This window comes from Streptomyces sp. NPDC056224 (assembly GCF_042267665.1).
Taxonomy (GTDB): domain Bacteria; phylum Actinomycetota; class Actinomycetes; order Streptomycetales; family Streptomycetaceae; genus Streptomyces.
Genome location: NZ_JBHJTK010000010.1, coordinates 146,743 through 170,529, shown reverse-complemented (window position 1 = coordinate 170,529; position 23,787 = coordinate 146,743). Strand labels below are relative to the sequence as shown.

The window sequence follows — 23,787 nt, the reverse complement described above, 5'->3', positions numbered from 1 at the left end:
GCGTGTCTGTTTGGCGATTGACTGATGATCCGCCTAGCGTCACCCGTGCTGCCCGTCAGTTGTACCCGCCGCGTCCGCGGCACCGGGCAGTGATCGCCGAGTCCCCGTCAGGCGCGAGCCTGGGGAGCCGGGGACCCACATGTGTCCCTGGGGTGAATCGGACCCCCTCGCAAGAGGAGGCCCGTAGGAGACCTTCCTGCTCCGAACCCGTCAGCTAACCCGGTAGGCGAGAAGGAAGGAAAGGATCAGCCCCTTCATGGCGTTTGGCAGTCGTCCCGCCGGCTCCGGTAAGCACCGTGGTTCCAGCCGTCTGAGCCGCAAGACCGCCGGCTACGCCGGCATCGCCGCCCTCGCCACCACTGGTGTCGTCGGCTCCCTCGCCGCTCCGGCCTTCGCCGCGGACAACGGCGACCACCACTCCACCCAGGACAACGCGCTCGGCGCCGTGGTCGTCGCCGAGGACCTCCAGGGTGACATCCAGGACCAGGCCGCGTCCCAGCACCGTGCCGCCGAGCACGCCGCCGCCCAGGCGCAGGCCGAGGCCGACGCCAAGCAGCGGGCCGCCGAGGCCAAGCGCCTCGCCGAGGCCAAGGCGAAGGCCGAGCGCGAAGCCGCCGAGCGTGCGGCCCGCGAGGAGGAGCGCAAGCGCCTCAACACCTTCGTCGCGCCGATCGACGGCTCGTACGTCAGCACGCAGTACAAGGCCGGCGGCGGCATGTGGTCCTCCGGCAGCCACACCGGCATCGACTTCCACGCCGCCTCCGGCACCTCCGTCCACGCGGTGGGCGCCGGCGTCGTGGTCGAGGCCGGCTGGGGCGGCGCGTACGGCAACAACGTCGTCATCAAGCACAACGACGGTACGTACACCCAGTACGGGCACATGAACTCGCTGGCCGTCTCCGTCGGCCAGCAGGTCACCGCCGGCCAGCAGATCGGCCTGTCCGGCTCCACGGGCAACTCCAGTGGCCCGCACCTGCACTTCGAGGCCCGCACCGGCGCCTCCTACGGTTCGGACATCGACCCGATCGCGTACCTGCGCTCGCACGACGTCAGCCTCTGACCCGCACCGCACCGCTTCACCGAAGGCCCCGGCTCACCGAGCCGGGGCCTTCGGCGCTCTCCGCCGGGTAAACGTTTCGCATTTCCGAGCGCTCTCGGAAATTATCGTGTGTTGCAATAGAGTCGCAGCACGCACGTGCGTGTCCCATGGGTGTGGCAGTCGGAAATAGGCGGAGGTTCGGTCTTGCGTATTCCTGCGCAGGCGGTATGCACGGCAATCCGCGACGACATCGTCTCCGGGGTCTTCGAACCGGGCGGCAGACTGACCGAGGAAGTGCTGGCCCGCCGGTACGGAGTCTCGCGCGTCCCGGTCCGCGAGGCGCTGCGGACCCTGGAGTCCGAGGGGTTCGTGACCACGCGGCGCCACGCGGGCGCCTGCGTGGCCGAGCCGACCGAACAGGAGGCCGCCGACCTCCTGGAGCTTCGGATGCTGCTGGAGCCCCTGGCGGCCGCCAGGGCGGCCCGGCGGCGTACCGAGGCCCACCTCAAGGTGCTGCGCGGGCTGGTGAGGCTCGGTCAGGAGCGGGCCAGGCGGGGCCAGGGCGAGGACCTGCGGTCCCTGGGCGCCTGGTTCCACGAGACGCTGGCCCAGGCCTCCGGGAGCCCCGGGCTGATCGCCCTGCTCACGCAGATGCGGCACAAGGTGTCGTGGATGTACGTGGTGGAGGCGCCGGCCCGGCCGGTCGAGTCGTGGGCGGAACACGGTGCGATCGTCGACGCGGTGGCGCGGGGGGACGCGGAGCGGGCCCGGACGCTGACGGCGATCCACACCGAGAGGGCGACGGCCGCGCACCGGCCGCGGCTCCGGCCGGCGGTGAGCACTTCGCAACCTGCCGTAAACATGGCGAGCGGCCGGCATTAACAGGGCCCGTATATAAAGGGGTGTATCCGGGCTCCGCTTCCGCGATTTCCGGTCGCGTGCGCGTGCCGCGCGCAGAATTGCCGGGGAGTCGAATTCCCGCGGATGCGCATTTCCGGTGGTGCCGAATTTCGACGCTTTCCGGGCTTCCGTATCCCCGGGCCGCCGAATGCGCGGTGCCCTCCCGCGCCCCGCACCGCCGTGCCCTCCCGCGCCCCGCACCGCCGTGCCCTCCCGCGCCCCGCGCCGCCGTGCCCTCCCGCGCCCCGCGCCGCCGTGTTCGCGCGCGGCCGTGTCTTCCGTGAGCCGCGGGTGACCCCGGAACCACCGGAGCCGCGGCCCCTGGTGGGGGACCGCGGCTCCGGCGGGTGTACTGCGCGGGTCGAACCCGAAGGGTCAGACGGTCTCGGGGAGCTCCTCGAGGCCCTCGGCGACCAGCTTCGCGAGGCGGTCCAGCGCGGCCTCCGCACCGTCGGCCTCGGAGGCGAGGACGATCTCCTCGCCGCCCTGGGCGCCCAGGCCCAGGACCGCCAGCATGGAAGCGGCGTTGACGGGGTCGCCGCCGGCCTTGGCGATGGTCACCGGGACGCCGGAAGCGGTCGTCGCACGGACGAAGATCGAGGCGGGACGAGCGTGCAGGCCCTCGGCCCAGCCGACGTTGACGCGGCGCTCTGCCATGGTGATGCCCTTCAGGTTCTTACGGTTGTCTAGACCAGTCTCTCACGACGCCCGGAATGGTCCGACCGACCTTCGGCCCGGATTTCCCGCCGCTCGACCTTCCCCAGCTTGCACCGCTTTGCCCCAGCCTGCCTATACGCCGCGCGAGCGCTGCCGGGCCGTTCCCGGCCGTAAGGTAGGCCCATGACCACCGAGTCGGACCCCTCGTACCCGGCCCACTGGGAAGCGGACGTCGTCCTGCGCGACGGCGGCACCGCCCGGATCAGGCCCATCACCACCGCGGACGCCGGCCGGCTGGTCAGCTTCTACGAGCAGGTCTCCGACGAGTCGAAGTACTACCGCTTCTTCGCTCCCTATCCCCGGCTCTCCGACCGCGACGTGCACCGGTTCACGCACCACGACTACGTGGACCGGGTCGGCCTCGCGGCGACCATCGGCGGGGAGTTCATCGGCACCGTCCGCTACGACCGCATCGACGCCGACGGCCGGCCCGCCACCGCACCCGCCGACGAGGCCGAGGTCGCCTTCCTCGTCCAGGACGCCCACCAGGGCCGCGGAGTGGCCTCCGCCCTGCTCGAACACATCGGCGCGGTGGCCCGCGAGCGCGGCATCCGCCGGTTCGCCGCCGAGGTGCTGCCCGCCAACACCAAGATGATCAAAGTGTTCACGGACGCCGGCTACCAGCAGAAGCGCAGCTTCGAGGACGGCTCCGTCCACCTCACCCTCGACCTCGAACCGACCGCCGAGTCCCTCGCCGTGCAGCGCGCCCGCGAACAGCGCGCCGAGGCCCGCTCGGTGCAGCGGCTGCTCGCCCCCGGCTCGGTCGCGGTGATCGGGGTCAGCCGCTCCGGCGCGGGCGTGGGCGCCGCCGCGCTGCGCAACCTGCGCGACAGCGGCTTCCACGGCCATCTCTACGCCGTCAACGAGCAGGTCACGCTCGACCTGCTCGACGGCGTGCGGGCCTACCGCACGATCGACGCCATCGGAGCCCCCGTCGACCTCGCCGTGATCGCGGTTCCGGCGGACCGGGTCCCCGAGGTGGTGGCGGCCTGTGGCGAACACGGGGTGCAGGGGCTCGTGGTGCTGTCCGACGGCTACGGGGAGAGCGGCCCGGCCGGGCTCGCCCGCCAGCGCGAACTGGTGCGCCAGGTACGCTCGTACGGGCTGCGGCTGATCGGTCCGAACGCCTACGGGGTGATCAACACCGCGCCCGAGGTGGAGCTCAACGCCTCGCTGACCCCCGCGCCCCTCCCGATGCGGGGCCGGATCGGCCTGTTCACGCAGTCCGGGGCGATCGGGATCGCGCTGCTCTCCGCCCTGCTCCGGCGCGGCGAGGGCCTGTCCTCCTTCGTCTCCGCGGGGAACCGGGCCGACGTCTCCGGCAACGACATCCTCCAGTACTGGTACGACGACGAGGCGACCGACGTCGCCCTGCTGTACCTGGAAACCCTGGGCAACCCGCGGAAGTTCACCCGCCTCGCCCGCCGGACCGCCGCCGAGAAGCCGGTCGTCGTCGCCAGGGGCGGCCGCCACACCCCGGCCGGGCACGTGGTCCCGGGCACCCGGCTGCCCGACGCCACCGTCTCCGACCTGCTGCGGCAGGCGGGCGTGATCCGGGTCGACACGGTGACGGAGCTGGTGGACGTCGGCCTCCTGCTGGCCGCGCAGCCGCTGCCCGCCGGGCCCCGGATCGCGATCCTCGGCAACTCCGAGTCCCTCGGGGTCCTCACGTACGACGCCTGCCTGGCCCAGGGGCTGCGCCCGCTGCCGCCGCTCGACCTGACGACGGCGGCCTCGCCCGAGGACTTCCGCGCGGCGCTCGTCTCGGCGCTGGCCTCCGGCGACTGCGACGCGGTGGTGGTCACCGCCATTCCGTGGGTGAGCGGGCACGCGCTGGCCGACGACCTGGCCGATTCCCTGCGGGAAGCCGTGGCCGAGGTGCCGGGCAAGCCCGTGGCCGTGGTGCACGTGGAGCTCGGCGAACTGGTGGACGCGCTGTCCGCCACGCGGGGCCCCGCCCCCTCCGCGCCCCTGCCCGAACCGGGACTCCGCCCCCGGCCCCGCGCCGGGGCAACCGGCGAGGTCGGTGAGGTCGGCGAGGTCCGCGAGGTCGGCGGGGCGGGCACCGCAGGGGGCCGGATCCCCAGCTATCCCGCCGCCGAGCGGGCCGTACGCGCCATCGCCGAAGCCGTCCGCTACGGACAGTGGCGGCGGGCCAACGCCGAGGCCGGGCACGTCCCCGAATACGACGACATCGACGAGCCCGGCGCCGCCGCCCAGCTGGCCCGTCTGCTGGCCGACGTCGACGGCGGAGCCGTGCTCACCCTGACCGAGTGGGACGCCCGCGAGCTCCTCGGGCGTTACGGCATCCGCGTCCTGCCCGCCCTGCCCGCGCCCAGCCCCGACGCTGCCGTCCGGGCCGCCGGGGTACTCGGCTACCCGGTCGCCCTCAAGACCACCGCCCCGCACCTGCGCCACCGCGCGGACCTGGGCGGCGTACGGCTCGACCTCCGGAACGAGGCCGAGCTGAGGCACTCGTACCAGGACCTCACCGGCCTGCTGGGCAAGCCCTCGGAGCTCCAGCCGGTGGTCCAGGCGATGGTGCCCCGCGGGGTCGACACGGTCGTCCGCTCCGTCATCGACCCGGCCGCGGGCGCCGTCCTCTCCTTCGGGCTCGCCGGCGTCGCCTCCGAACTGCTCGGGGACACCGCCCACCGCCTGGTCCCGGCCACCGACCGGGACGCCGCCGGACTGATCCGGTCCATCCGGACCGCACCCCTCCTCTTCGGCTGGCGGGGCAGCGCCCCCGTCGACACCCCCGCTCTGGAGGAGCTGCTCCTGCGCCTGTCCCGCCTCGTCGACGACCACCCCGAGGTGACGGGCGTCTCCCTGGAGCCCGTGGTCGTCGCCACCGAGGGACTCTCCGTGCTGAGCGCCACCGTCCGCATCGCGCACCCGCCCGCCCGCGGCGACCTCGGGCCGAGGACCCTCCCCAGTTACTGAGCGGGTACGGAGAGGTCGGGGCGCCCCGTGCGGGCCTTAGGATGGACCTCATGGCGAAATCCGGTACGACGACCCAGGGGCTGCGCACGGCGATCGAGCGCAGCGGCTACTACCCGGCCCTCGTGGCCGAGGCCGTGGAGGCCGCGGTGGGCGGCGAGCCGATTTCGTCGTACCTGGTCCACCAGGAGACGACCTTCGACTCCAACGAGGTGCGCCGCCACGTCACCGTGCTGGTCCTGACCGGAAACCGCTTCATCGTCAGCCACACCGACGAGCAGGCCGCCGACGCCGGGTCCCCGTCCCCGTACGCGACCACCTCCACCGAGTCGGTCAAGCTCTCCAGCATCTCCTCCGTGGTCCTCAGCCGCGTCGTCGCCAACCCGGAGTCCTACACCCCCGGCACCCTGCCCCGCGAGGTCGTCCTGACCATCGGCTGGGGCGCGGTCTCCCGGATCGACCTGGAGCCGGCCGCCTGCGGCGACCCGAACTGCGACTCCGACCACGGCTACACCGGCAACTCCACCGCCGACGACCTCAGCCTTCGGGTCAGCGAGGCGGGCGACGGCCCGGAGGCGGTGCGCCAGACCCTGGTCTTCGCGCAGGCGCTCAGTGAGGCGACGGCGGCCACCTCCACGTCCACCCCCGCCCGCTGATGGCGTACCCCGCCGCGCAGAACTGGGCGGACGAGCCGGAGCTGCTGGACCTCGCGGCCGCGCCCGTCCCCGAGTACGGCTTCGGTTCGCTCGCCGACCTGCTGCCCACCCTCGTGGCCGGCCAGGGCGTCCCGGGCTTCACCACCTCCCTCGCGGAGCTGACCCCGGCGGACCGGAACTGCGTCTTCCTGGTCGACGGCATGGGCTGGGAGCAGATCAAGACCCACCCGGACGAGGCCCCGTACCTCACCTCCCTGCTCGCGGGCTCACGCGGCGGCACGGGCCGCCCGATCACCGCGGGCTTCCCGGCGACCACCGCCACCTCGCTGGCCTCGGTGGGCACGGGCCTGCCGCCCGCCCGCCACGGCCTGCCGGGCTACGCCGTGCGCAACCCGGCCAGCGGCGAGCTGATGAACCAGCTCCGCTGGCAGCCGTGGACCGCGCCGAAGCCGTGGCAGCCGTACCCGACCGTCTTCCAGCTGGCCGACAAGGCCGGGGTGCACACCGCGCAGGTGTCCTCGCCCGCGTTCCAGACCACCCCGCTCACCAAGATCGCGCTGTCCGGCGGCACCTTCCACGGCCGGATGACCGGCGAGGAGCGGATGGACCTCGCGGCGATCCAGCTGGCGGCCGGCGACCGCTCGCTCGTGTACACCTACTTCAGCGAGCTCGACGGGGCCGGCCACCGCCACGGCGTGGACTCCGACGCCTGGCGCGGCCAGTTGATGCTGGTCGACCGGCTCGTGCAGCGCCTCGCCGAGCAACTGCCGCCGCGCACCGCCCTGTACGTGACCGCGGACCACGGCATGGTCGACGTCCCCTTCGACGAGGACTCCCGGATCGACTTCGACGAGGACTGGGAACTGGGCGCGGGCGTGGCCCTGCTCGGCGGCGAGGGCCGGGCCCGGCACGTGTACGCCGTGCCGGGGGCCGAGGCCGACGTGCTGACCGTGTGGCGCGAGGTGCTCGGCGACCGGTTCTGGGTCGCGAGCCGTGAAGAGGCCCTGGAGCTGGGCTGGTTCGGGCCGCCGGGGGAGTGCGACGAGCGCGTGCTCGGCCGGATCGGCGACGTCGTGGCCGCCGCCCAGGCGGATGTCGCGATCACCGCCTCGCGCAACGAGCCCAACGAGTCCGCCCTCGTCGGCATGCACGGCTCCATGACCGCGGCCGAGCAGCTCGTCCCGTTGCTCGAGATCCGCACCTGACCGACCCCCTCCCTGCCCTCCCCTCCTGGCCCTCCCCTCTTGCCCACGACCGGAAAGGTCCCGTACTTCCCATGCCCGAGCTGGTGTTCTTCTCCGGAACGATGGACTGCGGAAAGAGCACTCTGGCGCTCCAGATCGCCCACAACCGCGACGCGCGGGGGCTGCAGGGCGTGATCTTCACCCGTGACGACCGGGCGGGCGAGGGCAAGCTGTCGTCCCGCCTCGGCCTGGTGACGGAGGCGGTCGAGGCGCCGGAGGGCATGGACCTGTACGCGTACCTGGTCGCCCAGCTCTCCAAGGGCGGCAAGGCCGACTACGTGATCGTGGACGAGGCCCAGTTCCTGGCGCCTGCCCAGATCGACCAACTGGCCCGGATCGTCGACGACCTCGGGCTGGACGTCTTCGCCTTCGGCATCACCACGGACTTCCGCACCAAGCTCTTCCCCGGCTCGCAGCGGCTGATCGAGCTGGCGGACCGCCTCGAACAGCTCCAGGTCGAGGCCCTGTGCTGGTGCGGCGACCGCGCCACGCACAACGCCCGTACGGTGGGCGGGGAGATGGTCGTCGAGGGCGCCCAGGTCGTCGTCGGTGACGTGAACCGCCCGGCGGAGGAGATCGGCTACGAAGTGCTGTGCCGCCGCCACCACCGCCGCCGCATGACCTCGGCCGTGGCCCGCGCGGGCGCCCTCTCCCCGGACGTCCTCCCCGTCAACCACCCCTGACCGTCCGCACCCGGGTCAGTCGCGGGGCCGGGAACGGATGAGGGTGAAGACCGCGCCCTCCGGGTCCGCGACCGTCGCCACCCGGCCGCCGATGCCCTCGTGGGGCGGTTCCAGGATCCGCCCGCCCAGCTCGCTGACCCGGGCGGCGGCAGCGTCGGTGTCCTCGACCTCGAAGTACGTCATCCAGTGCGGGCCACGGTCGTGCGGCAGCGAGCGGCCGACGCCGTGCACGGCGGCCACCGGGCGGCCCTCCAGGTGCAGCGTCAGGTAGTCGAAGTCGTCGGAGGCGGTGGAGTGCGTCTGGGCCTCGTGGCCGAAGACGTGCTCGTAGAACTTGCCGACCGCCGAGGTGTCCTGGGTGACCAGCTCGTTCCAGACCGGGGTACCCGGGGCGCCGTGCAGCCGGGTGCCGAGGTGGCTCTGTGCCTGCCACAGCCCGAAGATCGCGCCCAGCGGGTCGGAGCAGATGGCCACCCGCCCCGCGACGCCCGCGTCCAGCGGCCCCACCGCGACGGTGCCGCCGCACGCCCGGATCGTCTCCGCCGTGGCATCGGCGTCGTCCGTGGCGAGGTACGTGGTCCAGGCGACCGGAAGGTGCCGGTCCGGCGGCATCTCGCCGATGCCGGCCACCTCGCGGCCGTCCAGCAGGGCCCGGACGTACGGGCCGAGCTGTTCCGGGCCCGGTACGTACTCCCAGCCGAACAGGTCGGCGTAGAAGTCCTCGGTGGACCCCAGGCCGTGCACCATGAGGCTCACCCAGCACGGGGTGCCGGGCGTGCGCCGGGTTGCTTCCGCTGCCTCGGTCATGTCAGCCGTCTCCTCCGTCGTGCCGCTTACCGGTGCTGATGCTTCCACTCCGGGGGGCTCGACGCGCCCCGACCGGCCGCGTCGCGGGGGCCCGGGAGAGAGATGACCGGATCGGTTCGCACCTGCGGTGTCGGGCTTGTTACGGGGGTGCCGGGCGGGGAGGAAGATGGGCCGCATGACTGCGAAAACTGCGATCCTCTCCGCCGCCGAACTGGCGAGCGAGCTGGCCGGATCCCGGCCGCCGGTGCTGTTGGACGTCCGCTGGCAGCTGGGCGGCCCCGACCAGCGCCCCGCCTACGAGGCCGGCCACCTGCCCGGGGCGGTGTACGTCGACCTCGATCGCGAACTGGCAGGTCCGGCGGGGTCGGGCGGGAGGCACCCGCTGCCGGACCCGGATGCCTTCGGAGCGGTGATGCGGCGGGCCGGCGTCTCGGCGGACGTGCCGGTGGTCGTGTACGACGGCGGCCAGGGCTGGGCGGCCGCCCGCGCGTGGTGGCTGTTGCGCTGGACGGGTCACACGGACGTGCGGGTACTGGACGGGGGCCTGGCCCGGTGGACGTCGGCGGGGGGCGATGTGACGGCCGACCGGGTGACTCCCGCGGAGGGCGATTTCAAGCCAAGTCCGGGAGCGGTCGGGCTGCTGGACGCTGACGGAGCGGCCGCGCGGGCACGCGAAGGGGTGCTCCTGGACGCGCGTGCGGGGGAGCGGTACCGCGGGGAGGTCGAGCCGATCGACCCGGTCGGCGGCCACATCCCGGGCGCCGTGTCGGCCCCGACCACGGAGAACGTGGATCCGGACGGCCGGTTCCGGCCGGCGGACGTCCTGCGGGCACGCTTCGCCGCCCTCGGTGCCGCGGAGGGCACCCCGGTGGGGGTCTACTGCGGGTCCGGGGTCTCCGGCGCGCACGAGGTCCTCGCGCTGGAGGTGGCGGGAATCCCCTCCGACCTCTACGCGGGCAGCTGGTCGGAGTGGACCACGGACCCGGCCCGGCCGGTCGCCACGGGTCCGCACCCCGAGTAGCCCAGGAGGAGGCGCCGCCGCCCACGGGTAGCCGAGCAGGAGGCGCCGCCGCCGGGTGGTTCAGAAGGTGCCGCCGCCGGGGAGGCCCGGTGGCGGCGCTATTCCTGCTTCTTGCGGCGGGTGCCGAAGACGATCTCGTCCCAGCTGGGTACCGCCGCGCGGCGCCCGGGGCGGACCCCGTCGGCCTCGGCCTGCCGGTCGGTGGTGCCCGTCAGCCGGTCGCGGTGACCTGCCACCGTGCGGGGCATCAGGACATCGGCGTACGCGGAACCCGCGCCCGCCGAGGCGGCCGGGGCCGGAGGCTCCTCCACCTCGGCCTCCTCCGCCGGGGGTTCGGTCCGGTCCGGGACGACCATGTCCCCGCGGAAGCTCGGGACCGCCTCCAGCAGGCTGGTCAGGGTGTCCCGTTCCTCTTCCGGGTCCGGCTGGGGGGCCGTCGGCCGCTCCAGCTGGCGGTCGAGGGCACGGTCCAGCGGCCGGTCGCGCGGCAGCCGCGCGATCCTCGGCACGAAGGGGAAGCTCGGCTCCGGCGGCGCCGGCAGGTCGTCCGACTCGCCGATCAGCGAGCGGGCCTCGTCGTCCACGGCCACGACCAGTCGGCGCGGAGGGTCGTACGTCCAGCTCGCCGAGTGCGGCTCACCGGCGACCAGGTAGACGAGCAGGACCTCCCAGGTGCCGTCGTCGCGGCGCCAGGAGTCCCACTGGACGGACTCCTTGTCGGCCCCGCGCAGGCTCAGCCGCTCCTGCACGGCCTCGCCGAGCTGGGGGCCGGTGTTCTCGCCGGGGCGGCGTACCGGGGTCTTGCGGGCGCGCTCGGCCATGAACGCGCGCTCGGCGAGCACCGGGCCTTCGAAGCGGCGTACGCGGTCGACGGGGATGCCGGCGAGTTGAGCGACCTCCTCCGCGGAGGCACCGGCCCGTATGCGGGCCTGGATGTCGCGGGGGCGGAGGTGGCTCTCCACCTCGATCTCGATCTGGTTCAGGCGCGCGCGGTCGTTGCGCACGGCGGCCCGCAGCCGTTCGTCGATCGGAAGCGTGTACTCCGTGCTGTCCCCAGCCTTGAGCACCAGTCGTGTGCCGTCATTTGAGACGGCCACGACACGCAGTTCGGGCATGGGGACCTCCCGGGTGGTGCCTGCCGACGTCACGTGCGTCGCTGCTTCCGCTAGTCGAGTGTGGCCTGCCCGGGTGCAGCCTGCCACAACCTTGCCGAGTTAAACCGGCGTGTCGGGCATGCGCCCTTGATCGCCGTTATGGCACGGTTACCTGTTGGGCACGCACAGTGACCGAGCGATTACTGTGCGCAGCAGGAATCCGTGCGATACCGCGGCATCACCGGTCTTCGAGTGCCGTTTTCCATCAATTCGGCCCCCTCTCCCGAATCCGGACATCCGTAAGGAAGGACGAACCCAGGGCTCGTCACAGTACTCCATTCGGGCCACCTGGGTGGACCGCCGCGCCGCCGAACTTCTCCCGGACGGTGGGAGTTGGCCTGCCCTCCGGCGGGGCCCACCTGCACCCGTGTCTGTTTCCAGGTGTCTTGTTTCACAGAATCCCCATAAACGGAACTATCCGTTTCGATCGGGTGTCCGTAACTGCTGAAGGCTTCCGGCACAGGAGGGTCAGGGCACACAGGGGATGGCGATGGGTCACAAGACGGCGCACGACGGTGAACCGGAGAAGGGGAAGCTCGACCTGAGCGCGGCTCAGGTGGCCGGCAGCTCCCTCGCCACCGTCGCGGCCGCCCTCCTCGCCTCGAAGATGGGCGTCTACGGGACCATCCTGGGCGCCGGTTTCGTCAGCGTCGTCGCCACGGCCGGCGGACCCGTCATCCAGCACTTCTTCCGGCGCACCGGCGATCACCTGCGCGAGACCGCCCGCCCCGGGGCCCGCCGGGCGCCGCTCCCCGGTGACGCCGCGCCCGGCGGGGAGTTCGGCGGGGCCACCGTGTACGGCACCCGGGTGCGGGGCGGGAAGCGCACGGCGGTCGCGGCCGCCACCGTCTTCGCCCTCTCCCTGGGCGCCCTCGGGACCTACGAGGCGGTGGCCGGCACCTCCGTCAGCGCGGGCGGCGGCACCGTCCTCTCCGGAGGCACGCGCAAGGCGCCCGACCACGAGCCCCCGCGGCCCGGGGAGAGGAAGGGCGCCGGTGACAAGGACGGGAAGGCCCCGGGGTCCGGGACCTCCCCGGACCCCTCGTCCTCACAGAGCGGTGGCGGCCGGAGCCCGAGCCCCGGTCCGGGCACCCCGGACCCGGGCGGCAGTGCGCCCGGCCCGTCCCCCTCGCCGTCGCAGCACAGCCCGGCGCCGGCGACCACACCGGCGCCCACCCCGACGTCCACCCCGGACGGGACCGCGGGTCCGGACAGCCCGACACCCGCCGGGCAGGGCGCGGGCGCCCCCTGAACTCACTCGCCCAGCACGCGCCGCACGTAGTCGTTGCCGAACACCCGGTCCGGGTCCAGCCGGTCGCGGAGCGCGGTGAACTCGGCGAACCGCGGATAGACCCGGGCGAGGTACTCCGCGTCCCGCGTGTGCACCTTGCCCCAGTGCGGCCGGCCGTCGAGCGCGGTGAAAATGCGCTCGGCCGCCGTGAAGTACGCCTGGTAGGGGGTGCCCCGGTACATGTGCACCGCGATGTACGCCGTATCCCGGCCCGAGGCCGTCGACAGCGTGATGTCGTCCGCGGGGGCCGTTCGCACCTCGACCGGGAAGCTGATCCGCATCCCGGAGCGGTCGACCACGGCCCGCAGCTCCCGCAGCGCCTCGACCACCCGCTCGCGCGGCAGCGCGTACTCCATCTCCACGAACCGCACCCGGCGCGGACTGGTGAACACCTTGTACGGGATGTCCGTGTAGGTGCGCGCCGACAGGGCGCGGCTGGCCACGCGGGCGATGGCGGGGATGGTGGCCGGGACCGCGCGGCCCAGCGAGTTGACCGCCTGGAAGACGCCGTTGGACAGCAGCTCGTCCTCGATCCAGGCGCTCACCGGTCCGGGCGGGGCGGCGGGGCCCTGGCTGCGGTTGTTCCGCTTGGTGTTGCAGTTGCCGGTGTGCGGGAACCAGTAGAACTCGAAGTGCTCGTTCTCCGCGAAGTGCTGGTCGAACTCGGCCGTCACCCGGTCGAAGCCCATGGGCTCCTCACGGGCGGTCAGGAAGAAGAGCGGCTCCACGGCGAAGGTGATCGAGGTGACGATGCCCAGCGCGCCGATGCCCAGCCGGGCCGCCGCGAACACCTCGGGGTTCTCCTTATCGGAGCACGTGAGCAGCCGGCCGTCGGCGGTGACCAGTTCCAGGCCGCGGATCTGGGCGGCGATGGAGGCCGAGTCGCGGCCGGTGCCGTGGGTGCCCGTGCTGGTGGCGCCGGAGACCGTCTGCTCCATGATGTCGCCCATGTTCGTGAGCGACAGGCCCTCCCGGGCCAGGGCCACGTTCAGGTCCTTCAGGACCGTGCCCGCCGCCACCGTGACGGTGCCGGCCTCGCGGTCGATCGAGGTGATCCCGGCCAGCGCCTGCGGGCGTACGAGCACCCCGTCGGTGGCGGCGGCCGCGGTGAAGGAGTGGCCGGTGCCGACCGCCTTCACCCGAAGTCCCTGTCCGGCGGCCCGGCGGACCGCCTCCTGGAGCTCCCCGACCGAGGCCGGGGTCACCACGCGTGCGGGCCGGGCGGACACGTTGCCCGCCCAGTTACGCCACGTGGTCTGGCTGTTCTTCCCTGCTGTCGCCGTCCCCATCGCTAGCTGGCTCCTCCCCTTGCGCCGGCCTCGTCAGCCGGCGGTAACCCGCGAACGCCACCGCCGCCGCGGCCACCCCCGACGCGATGGAGACGACGTACCCGCGCTGCGCGCCGGCCGCGTCGATGACCAGTCCGGTCACGGAGGAGCCGATCGCGACGCCGACCGCGAGGCCGGTGCTGATCCAGGTCATGCCCTCGGTCAGCTTCGCGCGTGGTACGTGCGCCTCGATCAGGGCCATCGTGGTGATCATCGTGGGAGCGATGGCGAGGCCCGAGACGAAGAGCGCCACGGCCAGAAACGGAAGGTTCCCGGCCAGTAGGAGGGGGATCATACTCACGGCCATCGCACATATGCCCAGTACCCACCTGTGTTCGGTCCGGCCCTTGAGATGGAGCAGGCCGAAGACGATTCCGGCGATACAGGACCCGAGGGCCCAGATGGCCAGGACGTAGCTGGCGTAGGGCTTGTGGCCCTGTTCCTCGGCGAAGGCCAGGGTGGACACGTCGATGGAGCCGAAGATCGAGCCGGTCGCCACGAAGGTGGCCGTCAGCACCTGCAGGCCGGGGGAGCGGAGGGCCGAGGTGCGGTCCGTGTGTTCGTCGCGCGGGTGCGGCGCGGGCTCGGTGGCGCACTGCGCGGTGAGCAGCCAGACGCCGGCGAACAGGCAGACGGCGGCGATCAGGGGTCCGGCCTCGGGGAACCAGACGGTGGACAGCATGATGGCGATGATCGGGCCGAAGATGAAGCAGACCTCGTCGATCACGGACTCGAAGGAGTACGCGGTGTGGAGCTCGCGCGGGGACTCGCGGTAGATGACGGTCCAGCGGGCGCGGACCATCGAGCCCACGCTCGGTACGCAGCCCGCGATCGCGGCGCACACGAACAGCGTCCAGTCGGGCCACCCGCTCGCGGCGGCCACCAGCAGCACGGCCACCGAGGCCACCGAGACCGCCGTCGCGGGGCGCAGGACCCGCCGCTGGCCGTACTGGTCCACCAGGCGGGAGACCTGCGGGCCGAGGACCGCTGCGGCGAGGGCGAGGGTGCCGGTGAGCGCGCTGGCCATCGCGTACCGGCCGGTGATCTCGGAGATCATCGTGAGGATGCCGACCCCGACCATGGAGATCGGGAGCCGGCCTATGAGGCCGGCCGCGCTGAAGGCCTTGCTTCCGGGGGCCGCGAAGATCGCGCGGTAGGGACTGGGCAACGGCTCTCCGTAAGGGACGTCATCGGCTCGTACAGGTTACGACTGCCGACCGGGCACCCGCACGGGGAAAGATCCCGGACAAGGAAACTTAGGGTCACCTTACCTGTGATGCCCGGCCGGGTCCCGGCCGGGGCGGTTCCCGCGCGCGGAGGCCGGGTGGCAGGATTCGATCCATGTCAGACCAGCTCCGTCCGCCCGCCGGCGGGCCCGCCGCCCCGTACGACGCCCTCCTGCTGCTCTCCTTCGGGGGTCCCGAGGGACCCGACGACGTCGTGCCGTTCCTGGAGAACGTCACGCGCGGGCGCGGCATCCCGCGCGAGCGGCTGCGGGAGGTCGGGCAGCACTACTTCGGCTTCGGCGGGGTCAGCCCGATCAACGGGCAGAACCGCGAACTGCTGGACGCGCTGCGCAAGGACTTCGCCGAGCACGGGCTGGACCTGCCGGTCTACTGGGGCAACCGCAACTGGGCCCCGTACCTGACCGACGTGCTGCGCGAGATGGCCGCCGACGGGCGCCGCCGCATCGCCGTTCTCGCGACCAGCGCGTACGCCTCGTACTCGGGCTGCAGGCAGTACCGCGAGAACCTCGCCGACGCACTGGCCGCGCTCGCCGGGGAGGGGGTGACGGAGCTGCCGCGCGTGGACAAGCTGCGGCACTACTTCAACCACCCGGGCTTCGTGCGGCCGATGATCGACGGGGTGCTCGCCTCGCTGGCCGGGCTGGCGCCGGAGGTACGTGCCGGAGCGCACCTGGTCTTCACCACGCACTCCATCCCGACCGCGGGCGCCGACACCTCGGGACCGGTCGGGGAGCACACCGGGCACGGCGAGGGCGGCGCGTACGTCAGGCAGCACCTGGACGTCGCACGGGTCATCGCGGAAGCCGTGCGCGCCGAGACGGGCACCGATCGGCCCTGGGAGCTCGTCTACCAGTCGCGCAGCGGCGCCCCGCACATCCCGTGGCTGGAGCCGGACATCTGCGACCACCTGGAGGCCCTCCACGGGGCGGGAGCGCCGGCGGCGGTGATGGTGCCGATCGGTTTCGTCTCGGACCACATGGAGGTCCTGTACGACCTCGACACGGAGGCGACGGCGAAGGCCGCGGAGCTGGGGCTGCCGGTCGCCCGGTCGGCCACGGTCGGTGCCGACCCGCGGTTCGCCGCGGCCGTACGCGAACTCGTGCTGGAGCGGGCCGCGGCCGAACGGGGCGAGTCCGTCGAGCGGTGCGCGCTGGGGCTGCTGGGCGCGAGCCACGACCTGTGCGCCGTGGGCTGCTGCCCGGCGCGGTCACCCCGGCCGGCGGCCGCGGGCGCCGACAGCCCCTACCCCCATTGAGGCCCCGCACCCCGCTGAGGCCGTACCCCGCTGAGGAGTGGACCGTGATTTCCGAAGAGCTGAAGGCCGAACTGCTGGACGTGGGCCTGCGGGCCGCCCGGCAGGCCGGGGCGCTCCTGCGCGACGGCAGGCCGGCCGATCTGGCGGTGGCCGCGACGAAGAGCAGCCCGATCGACGTGGTGACCGAGATGGACATCGCGGCCGAGAAGCTGATCACGGGCATCCTCGCCGAGCGGCGGCCCGCGGACGGACTGCTGGGCGAGGAGGGCGCGGACACCCCCGGGACGAGCGGGGTGCGGTGGGTCGTCGACCCGCTGGACGGGACCGTGAACTACCTGTACGGCCTCCCGAGCTGGGGCGTGTCCATCGCGGCCGAGTACCGGGGCGAGACCGTCGTGGGCGTCGTGGCGGCGCCGATGCGCGGCGAGACGTACCACGCGGTGCTCGGCGGCGGGGCGTGGCTCGGTACGGCGCGGCTCGCCTGCCGGGCGGCGGCGCCGCTGGACCAGGCGCTGCTCGGGACCGGCTTCGCGTACGTCCAGGCCCGGCGGGCCCACCAGGCCGAGGTCGTGGCAGGGATCATCCCGGTGGTACGGGACATCCGGCGGGGCGGGTCGGCGGCGCTGGACCTGTGCGACGTGGCCGCCGGGCGGCTGGACGGGTACTACGAGCGGGGGCTGAACCCGTGGGACCTGGCCGCGGGTGAGCTGATCGCCCGGGAGGCCGGGGCCGTGACCGGGGGGCGCCCCGGCGAGCGGGCCTCGGGGGAGCTGGCCCTGGCGGCCACCCCGGCGGTCTTCGCCTCCCTCCAGCCGCTGCTGGACGAGGCCGGGGCCTGGCACGACTGACGCCGCGGCGGTGCCGTCGTGGAATGAGGGAACCCCGGCCGCCGGGTGACGGCGGCCGGGGTTCGGGGTGCAGGGTCAGGCGGCGCTGACGGACACGGGGACCCCGTGCTCGGCGGCGAGGCGCTGGAGGTCTTCCAGCTCCGCCAGTTCCACTTCCGCGAGGAAGTCGTCGCCCGCCTCGCGGGCCATCCTGAGGTCCGACTGCGTGGCCCTGATGCGCTGCAGGAGACCCGCGGTGAATGCGTCCATGGTGGGTTCGCCCCCTCTTCGTGGGTCGGCGGCGGCACGTGGCAGTCCGCCGTCAGGGAGTGGATGGGGTGTGGAGACGTCCTCCCCGGCACCCCGGTCCCAGAAACCTCGTGAGCCGAGGTAATCCTCACTCCCGCCCCGTCCGCCTCCCTGTGAGCGTCGCCTTACAGCCGGTTTACGGCCGAAACGGGCAGGATGGACGACGCAACACACGTGTGCCCTGCCGGGCCCTGAGGAAGGAAACGACGTGCGCGTACTCGTCGTCGAGGACGAGCAGCTGCTCGCCGATGCGGTGGCCACCGGGCTGCGCCGGGAGGCCATGGCAGTGGACGTCGTGTACGACGGCGCCGCCGCCCTGGAGCGCGTCGGAGTCAACGACTACGACGTGGTCGTGCTCGACCGGGACCTCCCGCTCGTGCACGGTGACGACGTCTGCCGGAAGATCGTCGAGCTCGGCATGCCCACCCGCGTGCTGATGCTGACCGCCTCCGGCGACGTCAGCGACCGCGTGGAGGGGCTGGAACTGGGGGCGGACGACTACCTGCCGAAGCCCTTCGCCTTCACCGAGCTGACGGCCCGCGTGCGGGCGCTCGGGCGGCGCACCACCGTCGCGCTGCCGCCCGTACTGGAGCGGGCCGGCATCAAGCTGGACCCGAACCGGCGTGAGGTGTTCCGCGAGGGCAAGGAGGTGCAGCTGGCGCCGAAGGAGTTCGCGGTGCTGGAGGTGCTCATGCGCAGCGAGGGGACCGTCGTTTCCGCCGAGCAGCTGCTGGAGAAGGCATGGGACGAGAACACCGACCCCTTCACCAACGTGGTGCGGGTGACGGTCATGACCCTGCGGCGCAAGCTGGGGGAGCCGCCGGTCATCGTGACCGTGCCTGGCTCCGGGTACCGGATCTGACGCGGGTGGCAACGAGTCCGGCGCCACCTGCGGCGCCTCCGAAACCGACCTGGGACCCCGGCCAGCCCGAGGGTCCCTTCCCTTGGCTGCGGCCGACGATCCGGATACGCCTCACGCTGCTCTACGGCGGGATGTTCCTGATCGCGGGCATTCTGCTGCTGTCGATCATCTACCTGCTGGCGGCGCAGGCCCTGCGCGAGGGCAACGCGCTCATGTACGAGATCGTCGGCGGCCAGAACGTCAAGGTCACCAGCCCCACCTGCCCCGTGGTGAGCATCAACCAGTCGTACGACCAGTTCAACTCGGCGATGAAGGCGTGTGCGCTGGAGCAGCGCCGCCACGCGCTGGACGACCTGCTGAGCCGCTCGCTGATGGCCCTGCTGGGGCTGAGCATCATCGCCTTCGCCTTCGGCTACGCGATGGCCGGCCGCGTGCTCTCGCCGCTGGGCAAGATCACCCGGACCGCCCGCCGCGTGGTGGGCTCCGACCTGACCCGGCGGATCGAGCTGGACGGGCCGGACGACGAGCTCAAGGAGCTCGCCGACACCTTCGACGAGATGCTCGACCGGCTGGAGCGGGCCTTCACGGCCCAGCAGAGGTTCGTCGCGAACGCCTCGCACGAGCTGCGCACCCCGCTGGCGATCAACCGGACCCTGCTGGAGGTGCACCTGTCCGACCCCGGGGCTCCGGTGGAGCTCCAGCAGCTCGGGAAGACGCTGCTCGCCACCAACGAGCGCAGCGAGCAGCTGGTCGAGGGCCTGCTGCTGCTGGCCCGCAGCGAGAACCAGATCGTCGAGCGCAAGCCCGTGGACCTGGCGGAGGTGGCCTCGCGCGCCCTCGACCAGGCGCGCGGGGAGGCCGAGGCGAAGGGCGTGGAGATCCGCGGCGAGCGCGCCCCGGCCGTCGTCCAGGGCAACGGCGTCCTGCTGGAGCGGATCGCCCTGAACCTGGTCCAGAACGCCGTGCGGTACAACGTGCCGGAGGACGGCTGGGTGGAGGTCACCACCGAGGCCCAGCACGGCGAGGCGGTCCTCGTGGTATCGAACACGGGTCCCGTGGTTCCCGCGTACGAGGTGGACAATCTGTTCGAGCCGTTCAGGCGGCTGCGCACGGAGCGGACGGGCAGCGACAAGGGCGTCGGGCTCGGCCTCTCCATCGCGCGCTCCGTGGCCCGCGCGCACGGCGGAAGGATCCAGGCGACCCCCCGGGAAGGCGGTGGCCTCGTGATGCGTGTCACTCTTCCCTTGTGAGCCCCTCACCCCCGTGTTCGCTTTTGGCTGAATGCTTGCCATGTGAAAACAATCGCGTCTGTGTGATCGATCACATGGCCCGGTGTCAGCCCATGTGCGTTCTGTGACCCCTTGGCGGCCGGAACGCCCGGGAAGTCCGGGTTTCCGGCCCCCTGGATGGCGGGAAATAGACGGGGTGGCGTTTGTGCAAGACGGCCCCCGGACCGTGTACGGTCCCGGTCGTCATCCCAGCCAATCGCTCTCGAGGCGCGCGGCTGGGTGTCGATTGAGTAACAGACCTTGATGTGAGGCAAAATCTCCGCCTCAGGTCGGGCACAAGTCCGGCCTCTCGCGCGTTACGTGCGCTGAGACACCGCTAACACCCAGAGGGGGAGAGCGAACACATGGCAACGGACTACGACACCCCACGCAAGACGGACGACGACGTCGACAACGACAGCATCGAAGAGCTGAAGGCTCGGCGTAACGAGAAGTCGTCCTCGTCGGTCGACATGGACGAGTTCGACTCGGCCGAAAGCCTGGAGCTTCCCGGTGCGGACCTCTCCAATGAGGAGCTGGCCGTCCGGGTCCTGCCCAAGCAGGCCGACGAGTTCACCTGCATGAGCTGCTTCCTGGTGCACCACCGCAGCCAGCTGGCACGCGAGAAGAACGGTCAGCCGATCTGTCGCGACTGCGACTGAGAGGCGTCGGCCGTGGCTGGCTCGACACCCTTTCGGAAGCGCCGCTTCCGGAAATCTGGTGATCCGGCGGAGACGCAGGTGGGAACCATGGGCCCGGAGACGGGTCCTGGAGCCCCCGGCGGCTCCGCCACAGGGACCGCCGTCGTGCCCGCCGACACCGCCCCAGCGGTGCCGTCGGCCACACAGGCCGACGAGGAGGCCGGGCAGCGGTCCCGGGCTCGTCGGCTGGAAGCCTTCAAGAGCGGTGTGCGCCAGGGTGTACGCAAGGGCGGCGAAGGCGTCAGGAGCGCCGCCCTGCACATCGCCGACCGGATCATCGAGAACGCACCGCGCGTTCCGGTACGGGACCTCGCGACCCTGCGCGCGCAGTTCCCGGGCCTCGGCCCCGATCAGCTTGCCGACAAGCTGATCTTCGGTGCCGCCAACGCCACGTCCACCGTCGGCGCGGGCATCGGAGCGGCGGCCATGCTGCCGGTACCGCCCGCCATGCCGGCCGAACTGGCCGCGGAGATCACCGCCGTCGCGGCGATCGAGCTGAAGCTCGTCGCCGAGCTCCACGAGGTCTATGGCCAGCGCCCGCCCGGCACCCTGCGGCAGCGCAGCTTCGCCTACCTGACCGCGTGGACCGAGGAGCGCGGTATCGACCTGACCAAGCCGACGACGCTGAACGCGGCGCTCGGCGGTCAGATGAAGCGCGAACTGCGCCAGCAGATCATGAAGCGGATGTTCCGCAACCTCCCCAACCTCATGCCCTTCATGGTGGGCGCGGCCGTCGGCGCGGTGATGAACCGCCGCGACACCCGGAAAGTCGCAGAGAAGGTCCGTGGAGACCTGCGGACCCGGGCCGTGGCATGGGAGGCCCTTCAGCAGCTCCCGCCCCTTGAGCAGCCCACCCAGCCCCTTCCCGAGGTCACCAGGGCCGCACTCGAGGGCCTGGATCCCCAGGGTGAGGGCTGAGGGTCAGGCCGTCTGCCCGCGCGCGGCGCGAAGGGCGGCGACCAGGGCCTGCGGCTCGCGGGTGGAGACGTACACGTACGGGGTCGGGTCGGCCGGGTCGGTCACCTCGACGCGGACCGCGGTCGGCACGTAGCTGCGCATCAGCATGAAGGCGCGGGTGTCGGCCTTGTACGTGCGCCAGGCGCGCGCCTCCTCGGCGTCCAGGATCTCCGGGTCCCCCAGGGCCGTCACCGGGATCCGCGCGTCCCCGACCGCCAGCGCGCCGTTCACCACGCGCACGCGCGCGGAGCCGTACGAACTCACCAGCAGTCCGGCCAGCGCGGTGCCCCCGACCAGTCCGGCCAGCAGCGGCAGCGTGCCCAGCGGCAGCAGCATGACCGCGCACGCGAGCCCGGTCAGTACGGCGATGGCCCACCACGAGCGGGGGGCGGTCAGACGTTCGTCGTGGTGCGCGGGGGAGAGCTGCATGTGGTCAAGCCTGCCACGGGGCGACCGGTGGGTAGCCGCGCGGGTAAGGTCTGCGGCTGTGAGTGGACGAAACACAGCGTTGACGCCCCCGGCCGACGCGACCGCGCCGGTCCGGCACCCCGATGCCCCGGCACCCGGCGAACTCCTCGGCGCGCACTACGAGCACTGCTTCGGCTGTGGCGGGGGCCAGTCGCACGGACTCCACCTGGAGGCCCGTGCGGGCGAGGGCGTGCGCGTCACCGCCGAGTTCACCGTCAAGCCGGCGCACCAGGGTGCCCCCGGCCTCGCGCACGGCGGCGTGCTCGCCACCGCGCTCGACGAGACGCTCGGCTCGCTGAACTGGCTGCTGCGCGTCATCGCGGTGACCGGGCGGCTGGAGACCGACTTCGTGCGGCCCGTGCCGGTGGACACCGTGCTGTACCTGGAGGCCGAGGTGACCGCCGTCGCCGGGCGGAAGATCTACTGCAGTGCGGTCGGGCGCATAGGCGGGCCGCAGGGCCCGGTCGCCGTGCGCGCGGACGCGCTGTTCATCGAGGTGAAGGTCGACCACTTCATCGACAACGGTCGGCCCGAGGAGATCCAGGCGGCGATGGCCGACCCGGACCAGGTCAGGCGCGCACGCGCCTTCGAGGTGAACCCCTGATGTCCCTGAACGACAACGCCCCGGTCGACGTGCTGATCCGCCGCGTCGACCCCGAGGTGCCCCTCCCCGCCTACGGCCACCCGGGCGACGCGGGCTGCGACCTGGTGACCACCGAGGCCGCCGAGCTGGCGCCCGGCGAGCGGGCCGTGCTGCCCACCGGCGTGGCCATCGCCCTGCCCGACGGGTACGCGGCCTTCGTGCACCCGCGGTCCGGGCTGGCCGCCCGCTGCGGGCTCGCGCTCGTGAATGCCCCGGGGACGGTGGATGCCGGGTACCGTGGGGAGATCAAGGTGATCGTGGTCAATCTCGACCCTCGCGAGAGCGTCCGGTTCGAGCGTTTCGACCGCATTGCCCAGCTGGTTGTCCAGCGGGTCGAGAAGGTGCGCTTCCACGAGGTGGCGGAACTTCCCGGCTCGGCCCGGGCCGAGGGGGGTTTCGGCTCCACCGGCGGTCATGCGGCCGTGGCCGGATCCGGCGCTGGTCAGCAGGGTGGGAATGGCTACGCTTCGGTCGTAACCGACCGGGAAGGACAGTGACGTGTTCGGACGTCGCAAGAAGAACGACTCCGCCAAGGACGGCGGCGCGGCCGAGCAGGTCGATGGCCGCGTGTCCGGCCTGGACGCCGGCGAGCAGGACGGCGCAGGGGAACCCGACGCCGAGCCGCGCCGCGTGAACCTGCCTCCGGCCCCGCGGCCCGACGGCCCCTGGGACATCTCCGAGGTGCTCGGCGACCCGGCCGACGGCCGGGTGGACCTGGGCGGCATCCTCGTACCCGGTGTCGAGGGCATGGAGCTGCGGGTCGAGGTCGCCGGTGACGCGATCGTCGCCGCGACCGTCGTCCTGGGCGACAGTGCCGTACAGCTGCAGGCCTTCGCCGCGCCGCGCAAGGAAGGCATCTGGGGCGAGGTCCGCGAGGAGATCGCCGCGGGCATCACCCAGCAGGGCGGCATCATCGACGAGGCCGAGGGGCCGCTGGGCTGGGAGCTGCGTGCGCAGGTTCCCGTACCGCTCCCCGACGGGCAGACCGGCGCGCAGCTGGTCCGTTTCGTCGGCGTCGACGGTCCGCGCTGGTTCCTGCGCGGTGTCATCTCCGGCCAGGGCGCGGTGCGCCCCGAGTCGGCGGGTGTCCTCGAGCAGATCCTCCGCGACACCGTCGTGGTCCGCGGCGACGGCCCGATGGCCCCCCGCGACCCGATCGTCCTGAAGCTGCCGAACGATGCCCAGATGGTGCCGGACGGCGTGCAGACGGAGGACCAGGAAGGCTCCCGCTTCGGCGGCGGCATGGGCCAGCTGGAGCGCGGCCCGGAGATCACCGAGGTCCGCTGACCGAGGTGTCACCCCCGCGCGCGGGGGCAGTGGTGTGTTTTCGGCCGGTGGGCCCCACTCCTTCGGGGTGGGGCCCACCGGCTTTCGCGCCCCCGGGCAGGACACGCGTCAGGGATCCGTCAGGGATGGGCGTCCGGGCCCCCATCGGTGCGTGGACCCGGCCGGTGTCCCCGAGAATGGGCG

The 23,787-nt window shown here is 72.7% G+C and carries 24 protein-coding genes and 1 riboswitch; of the genes, 17 read left to right on the top strand and 7 right to left on the bottom strand.

The genetic code is table 11. The features are described from left to right. Window positions 1–84: 84 nt before the first annotated feature. Window positions 85–244, top strand: a riboswitch (cyclic di-AMP (ydaO/yuaA leader). 12 nt (window positions 245–256) lie between these two features. Both ACFCZ1_RS15945 and ACFCZ1_RS15940 read left to right on the top strand, forming a co-directional pair. Continuing rightward, a complete protein-coding gene (locus ACFCZ1_RS15945) occupies window positions 257–1,060 on the top strand; it encodes a M23 family metallopeptidase (protein WP_376678868.1) in 804 nt (267 codons plus the stop codon). Window positions 1,061–1,243: 183 nt separating this feature from the next. Further along, window positions 1,244–1,921, top strand: coding sequence for a GntR family transcriptional regulator (locus ACFCZ1_RS15940; RefSeq protein ID WP_376678867.1), 678 nt, complete (start codon window positions 1,244–1,246; stop codon window positions 1,919–1,921). A 393-nt stretch (window positions 1,922–2,314) separates the two neighbouring features. On the opposite strand, the gene ACFCZ1_RS15935 is transcribed toward ACFCZ1_RS15940, so the two are convergent. Continuing rightward, window positions 2,315–2,596: an HPr family phosphocarrier protein gene (locus ACFCZ1_RS15935; RefSeq protein WP_266842887.1), complete on the bottom strand. Its 282-nt coding sequence runs from the start codon at window positions 2,594–2,596 to the stop codon at window positions 2,315–2,317. A gap of 183 nt (window positions 2,597–2,779) precedes the next feature. On the opposite strand from ACFCZ1_RS15935, the gene ACFCZ1_RS15930 reads away from it, so the two are divergent. From ACFCZ1_RS15930 to ACFCZ1_RS15915, 4 genes are all read left to right on the top strand, one after another. Further along, window positions 2,780–5,599 (top strand): GNAT family N-acetyltransferase, encoded by a 2,820-nt coding sequence (locus tag ACFCZ1_RS15930; protein ID WP_376678866.1) that lies wholly within the window; start codon window positions 2,780–2,782, stop codon window positions 5,597–5,599. Window positions 5,600–5,649: 50 nt separating this feature from the next. After that, entirely contained in the window at window positions 5,650–6,252 is a 603-nt protein-coding gene (locus tag ACFCZ1_RS15925; protein WP_030385644.1) for a DUF5998 family protein, read from the top strand. Then, window positions 6,252–7,457: an alkaline phosphatase family protein gene (locus tag ACFCZ1_RS15920; RefSeq protein WP_376678865.1), complete on the top strand. Its 1,206-nt coding sequence runs from the start codon at window positions 6,252–6,254 to the stop codon at window positions 7,455–7,457. The genes ACFCZ1_RS15925 and ACFCZ1_RS15920 overlap by 1 nt, the downstream gene beginning before the upstream one ends. 71 nt (window positions 7,458–7,528) lie before the next feature. Further along, window positions 7,529–8,179, top strand: a complete 651-nt coding sequence (locus tag ACFCZ1_RS15915) for a thymidine kinase (RefSeq protein WP_376678864.1) — start codon at window positions 7,529–7,531, stop codon at window positions 8,177–8,179. 15 nt (window positions 8,180–8,194) lie between these two features. On the opposite strand, the gene ACFCZ1_RS15910 is transcribed toward ACFCZ1_RS15915, so the two are convergent. Then, a complete protein-coding gene (locus ACFCZ1_RS15910) occupies window positions 8,195–8,986 on the bottom strand; it encodes a VOC family protein (protein WP_376678863.1) in 792 nt (263 codons plus the stop codon). 175 nt (window positions 8,987–9,161) lie between these two features. Here ACFCZ1_RS15910 and ACFCZ1_RS15905 point away from each other — a divergent pair, with 175 nt between their 5' ends. Beyond that, window positions 9,162–10,007 (top strand): sulfurtransferase, encoded by an 846-nt coding sequence (locus ACFCZ1_RS15905; protein ID WP_376678862.1) that lies wholly within the window; start codon window positions 9,162–9,164, stop codon window positions 10,005–10,007. Window positions 10,008–10,105: 98 nt separating this feature from the next. On the opposite strand, the gene sepH is transcribed toward ACFCZ1_RS15905, so the two are convergent. Next, complete coding sequence (sepH, locus tag ACFCZ1_RS15900) at window positions 10,106–11,155, bottom strand: septation protein SepH (protein ID WP_376678861.1); 1,050 nt, start codon at window positions 11,153–11,155, stop codon at window positions 10,106–10,108. Between the two features lie 496 nt (window positions 11,156–11,651). Between sepH and ACFCZ1_RS15895 the strand changes: the two genes are divergently transcribed. Continuing rightward, a complete protein-coding gene (locus ACFCZ1_RS15895; RefSeq protein WP_376678860.1) occupies window positions 11,652–12,413 on the top strand; it encodes a hypothetical protein in 762 nt (253 codons plus the stop codon). A 2-nt stretch (window positions 12,414–12,415) separates the two neighbouring features. Here the strand turns inward: ACFCZ1_RS15895 and ACFCZ1_RS15890 are convergent, their stop codons facing one another. Then, window positions 12,416–13,741, bottom strand: a complete 1,326-nt coding sequence (locus ACFCZ1_RS15890; RefSeq protein WP_376678859.1) for a D-arabinono-1,4-lactone oxidase — start codon at window positions 13,739–13,741, stop codon at window positions 12,416–12,418. Beyond that, a complete protein-coding gene (locus ACFCZ1_RS15885) occupies window positions 13,695–14,948 on the bottom strand; it encodes an MFS transporter (protein WP_376678858.1) in 1,254 nt (417 codons plus the stop codon). Before ACFCZ1_RS15885 ends, ACFCZ1_RS15890 begins: the two co-directional genes overlap by 47 nt. 173 nt (window positions 14,949–15,121) lie before the next feature. Here ACFCZ1_RS15885 and ACFCZ1_RS15880 point away from each other — a divergent pair, with 173 nt between their 5' ends. Both ACFCZ1_RS15880 and ACFCZ1_RS15875 read left to right on the top strand, forming a co-directional pair. Further along, window positions 15,122–16,282 carry a ferrochelatase gene (locus ACFCZ1_RS15880; RefSeq protein ID WP_376678857.1) on the top strand — a complete coding sequence of 387 codons (1,161 nt, stop codon included), beginning with the start codon at window positions 15,122–15,124 and terminating at the stop codon, window positions 16,280–16,282. 44 nt (window positions 16,283–16,326) lie between these two features. Beyond that, window positions 16,327–17,130, top strand: a complete 804-nt coding sequence (locus ACFCZ1_RS15875) for an inositol monophosphatase family protein (protein WP_376678856.1) — start codon at window positions 16,327–16,329, stop codon at window positions 17,128–17,130. Between the two features lie 75 nt (window positions 17,131–17,205). Here the strand turns inward: ACFCZ1_RS15875 and ACFCZ1_RS15870 are convergent, their stop codons facing one another. Continuing rightward, window positions 17,206–17,379 (bottom strand): hypothetical protein, encoded by a 174-nt coding sequence (locus ACFCZ1_RS15870; RefSeq protein WP_376678855.1) that lies wholly within the window; start codon window positions 17,377–17,379, stop codon window positions 17,206–17,208. A gap of 247 nt (window positions 17,380–17,626) precedes the next feature. On the opposite strand from ACFCZ1_RS15870, the gene ACFCZ1_RS15865 reads away from it, so the two are divergent. From ACFCZ1_RS15865 to ACFCZ1_RS15850, 4 genes are all read left to right on the top strand, one after another. Then, window positions 17,627–18,280: a response regulator transcription factor gene (locus ACFCZ1_RS15865; protein WP_030008767.1), complete on the top strand. Its 654-nt coding sequence runs from the start codon at window positions 17,627–17,629 to the stop codon at window positions 18,278–18,280. A gap of 5 nt (window positions 18,281–18,285) precedes the next feature. After that, window positions 18,286–19,530 (top strand): sensor histidine kinase, encoded by a 1,245-nt coding sequence (locus tag ACFCZ1_RS15860; RefSeq protein WP_376678854.1) that lies wholly within the window; start codon window positions 18,286–18,288, stop codon window positions 19,528–19,530. Between the two features lie 383 nt (window positions 19,531–19,913). Next, window positions 19,914–20,210, top strand: coding sequence for a DUF4193 domain-containing protein (locus ACFCZ1_RS15855; RefSeq protein ID WP_030036261.1), 297 nt, complete (start codon window positions 19,914–19,916; stop codon window positions 20,208–20,210). Between the two features lie 12 nt (window positions 20,211–20,222). Continuing rightward, entirely contained in the window at window positions 20,223–21,167 is a 945-nt protein-coding gene (locus ACFCZ1_RS15850; protein WP_376678853.1) for a hypothetical protein, read from the top strand. A gap of 3 nt (window positions 21,168–21,170) precedes the next feature. On the opposite strand, the gene ACFCZ1_RS15845 is transcribed toward ACFCZ1_RS15850, so the two are convergent. Beyond that, window positions 21,171–21,635, bottom strand: a complete 465-nt coding sequence (locus tag ACFCZ1_RS15845) for a DUF3093 domain-containing protein (RefSeq protein WP_376678852.1) — start codon at window positions 21,633–21,635, stop codon at window positions 21,171–21,173. 58 nt (window positions 21,636–21,693) lie between these two features. Here ACFCZ1_RS15845 and ACFCZ1_RS15840 point away from each other — a divergent pair, with 58 nt between their 5' ends. The 3 genes from ACFCZ1_RS15840 to ACFCZ1_RS15830 are packed head-to-tail and all read left to right on the top strand — an operon-like array spanning window position 21,694 to window position 23,604. Then, entirely contained in the window at window positions 21,694–22,278 is a 585-nt protein-coding gene (locus ACFCZ1_RS15840; RefSeq protein WP_376678851.1) for a PaaI family thioesterase, read from the top strand. After that, window positions 22,278–22,814, top strand: a complete 537-nt coding sequence (gene dut / locus ACFCZ1_RS15835) for a dUTP diphosphatase (RefSeq protein ID WP_376678850.1) — start codon at window positions 22,278–22,280, stop codon at window positions 22,812–22,814. Before ACFCZ1_RS15840 ends, dut begins: the two co-directional genes overlap by 1 nt. A 1-nt stretch (window position 22,815) precedes the next feature. Beyond that, window positions 22,816–23,604: a DUF3710 domain-containing protein gene (locus ACFCZ1_RS15830; RefSeq protein ID WP_376678849.1), complete on the top strand. Its 789-nt coding sequence runs from the start codon at window positions 22,816–22,818 to the stop codon at window positions 23,602–23,604. The last annotated feature ends 183 nt before the right edge of the window (window positions 23,605–23,787 follow it).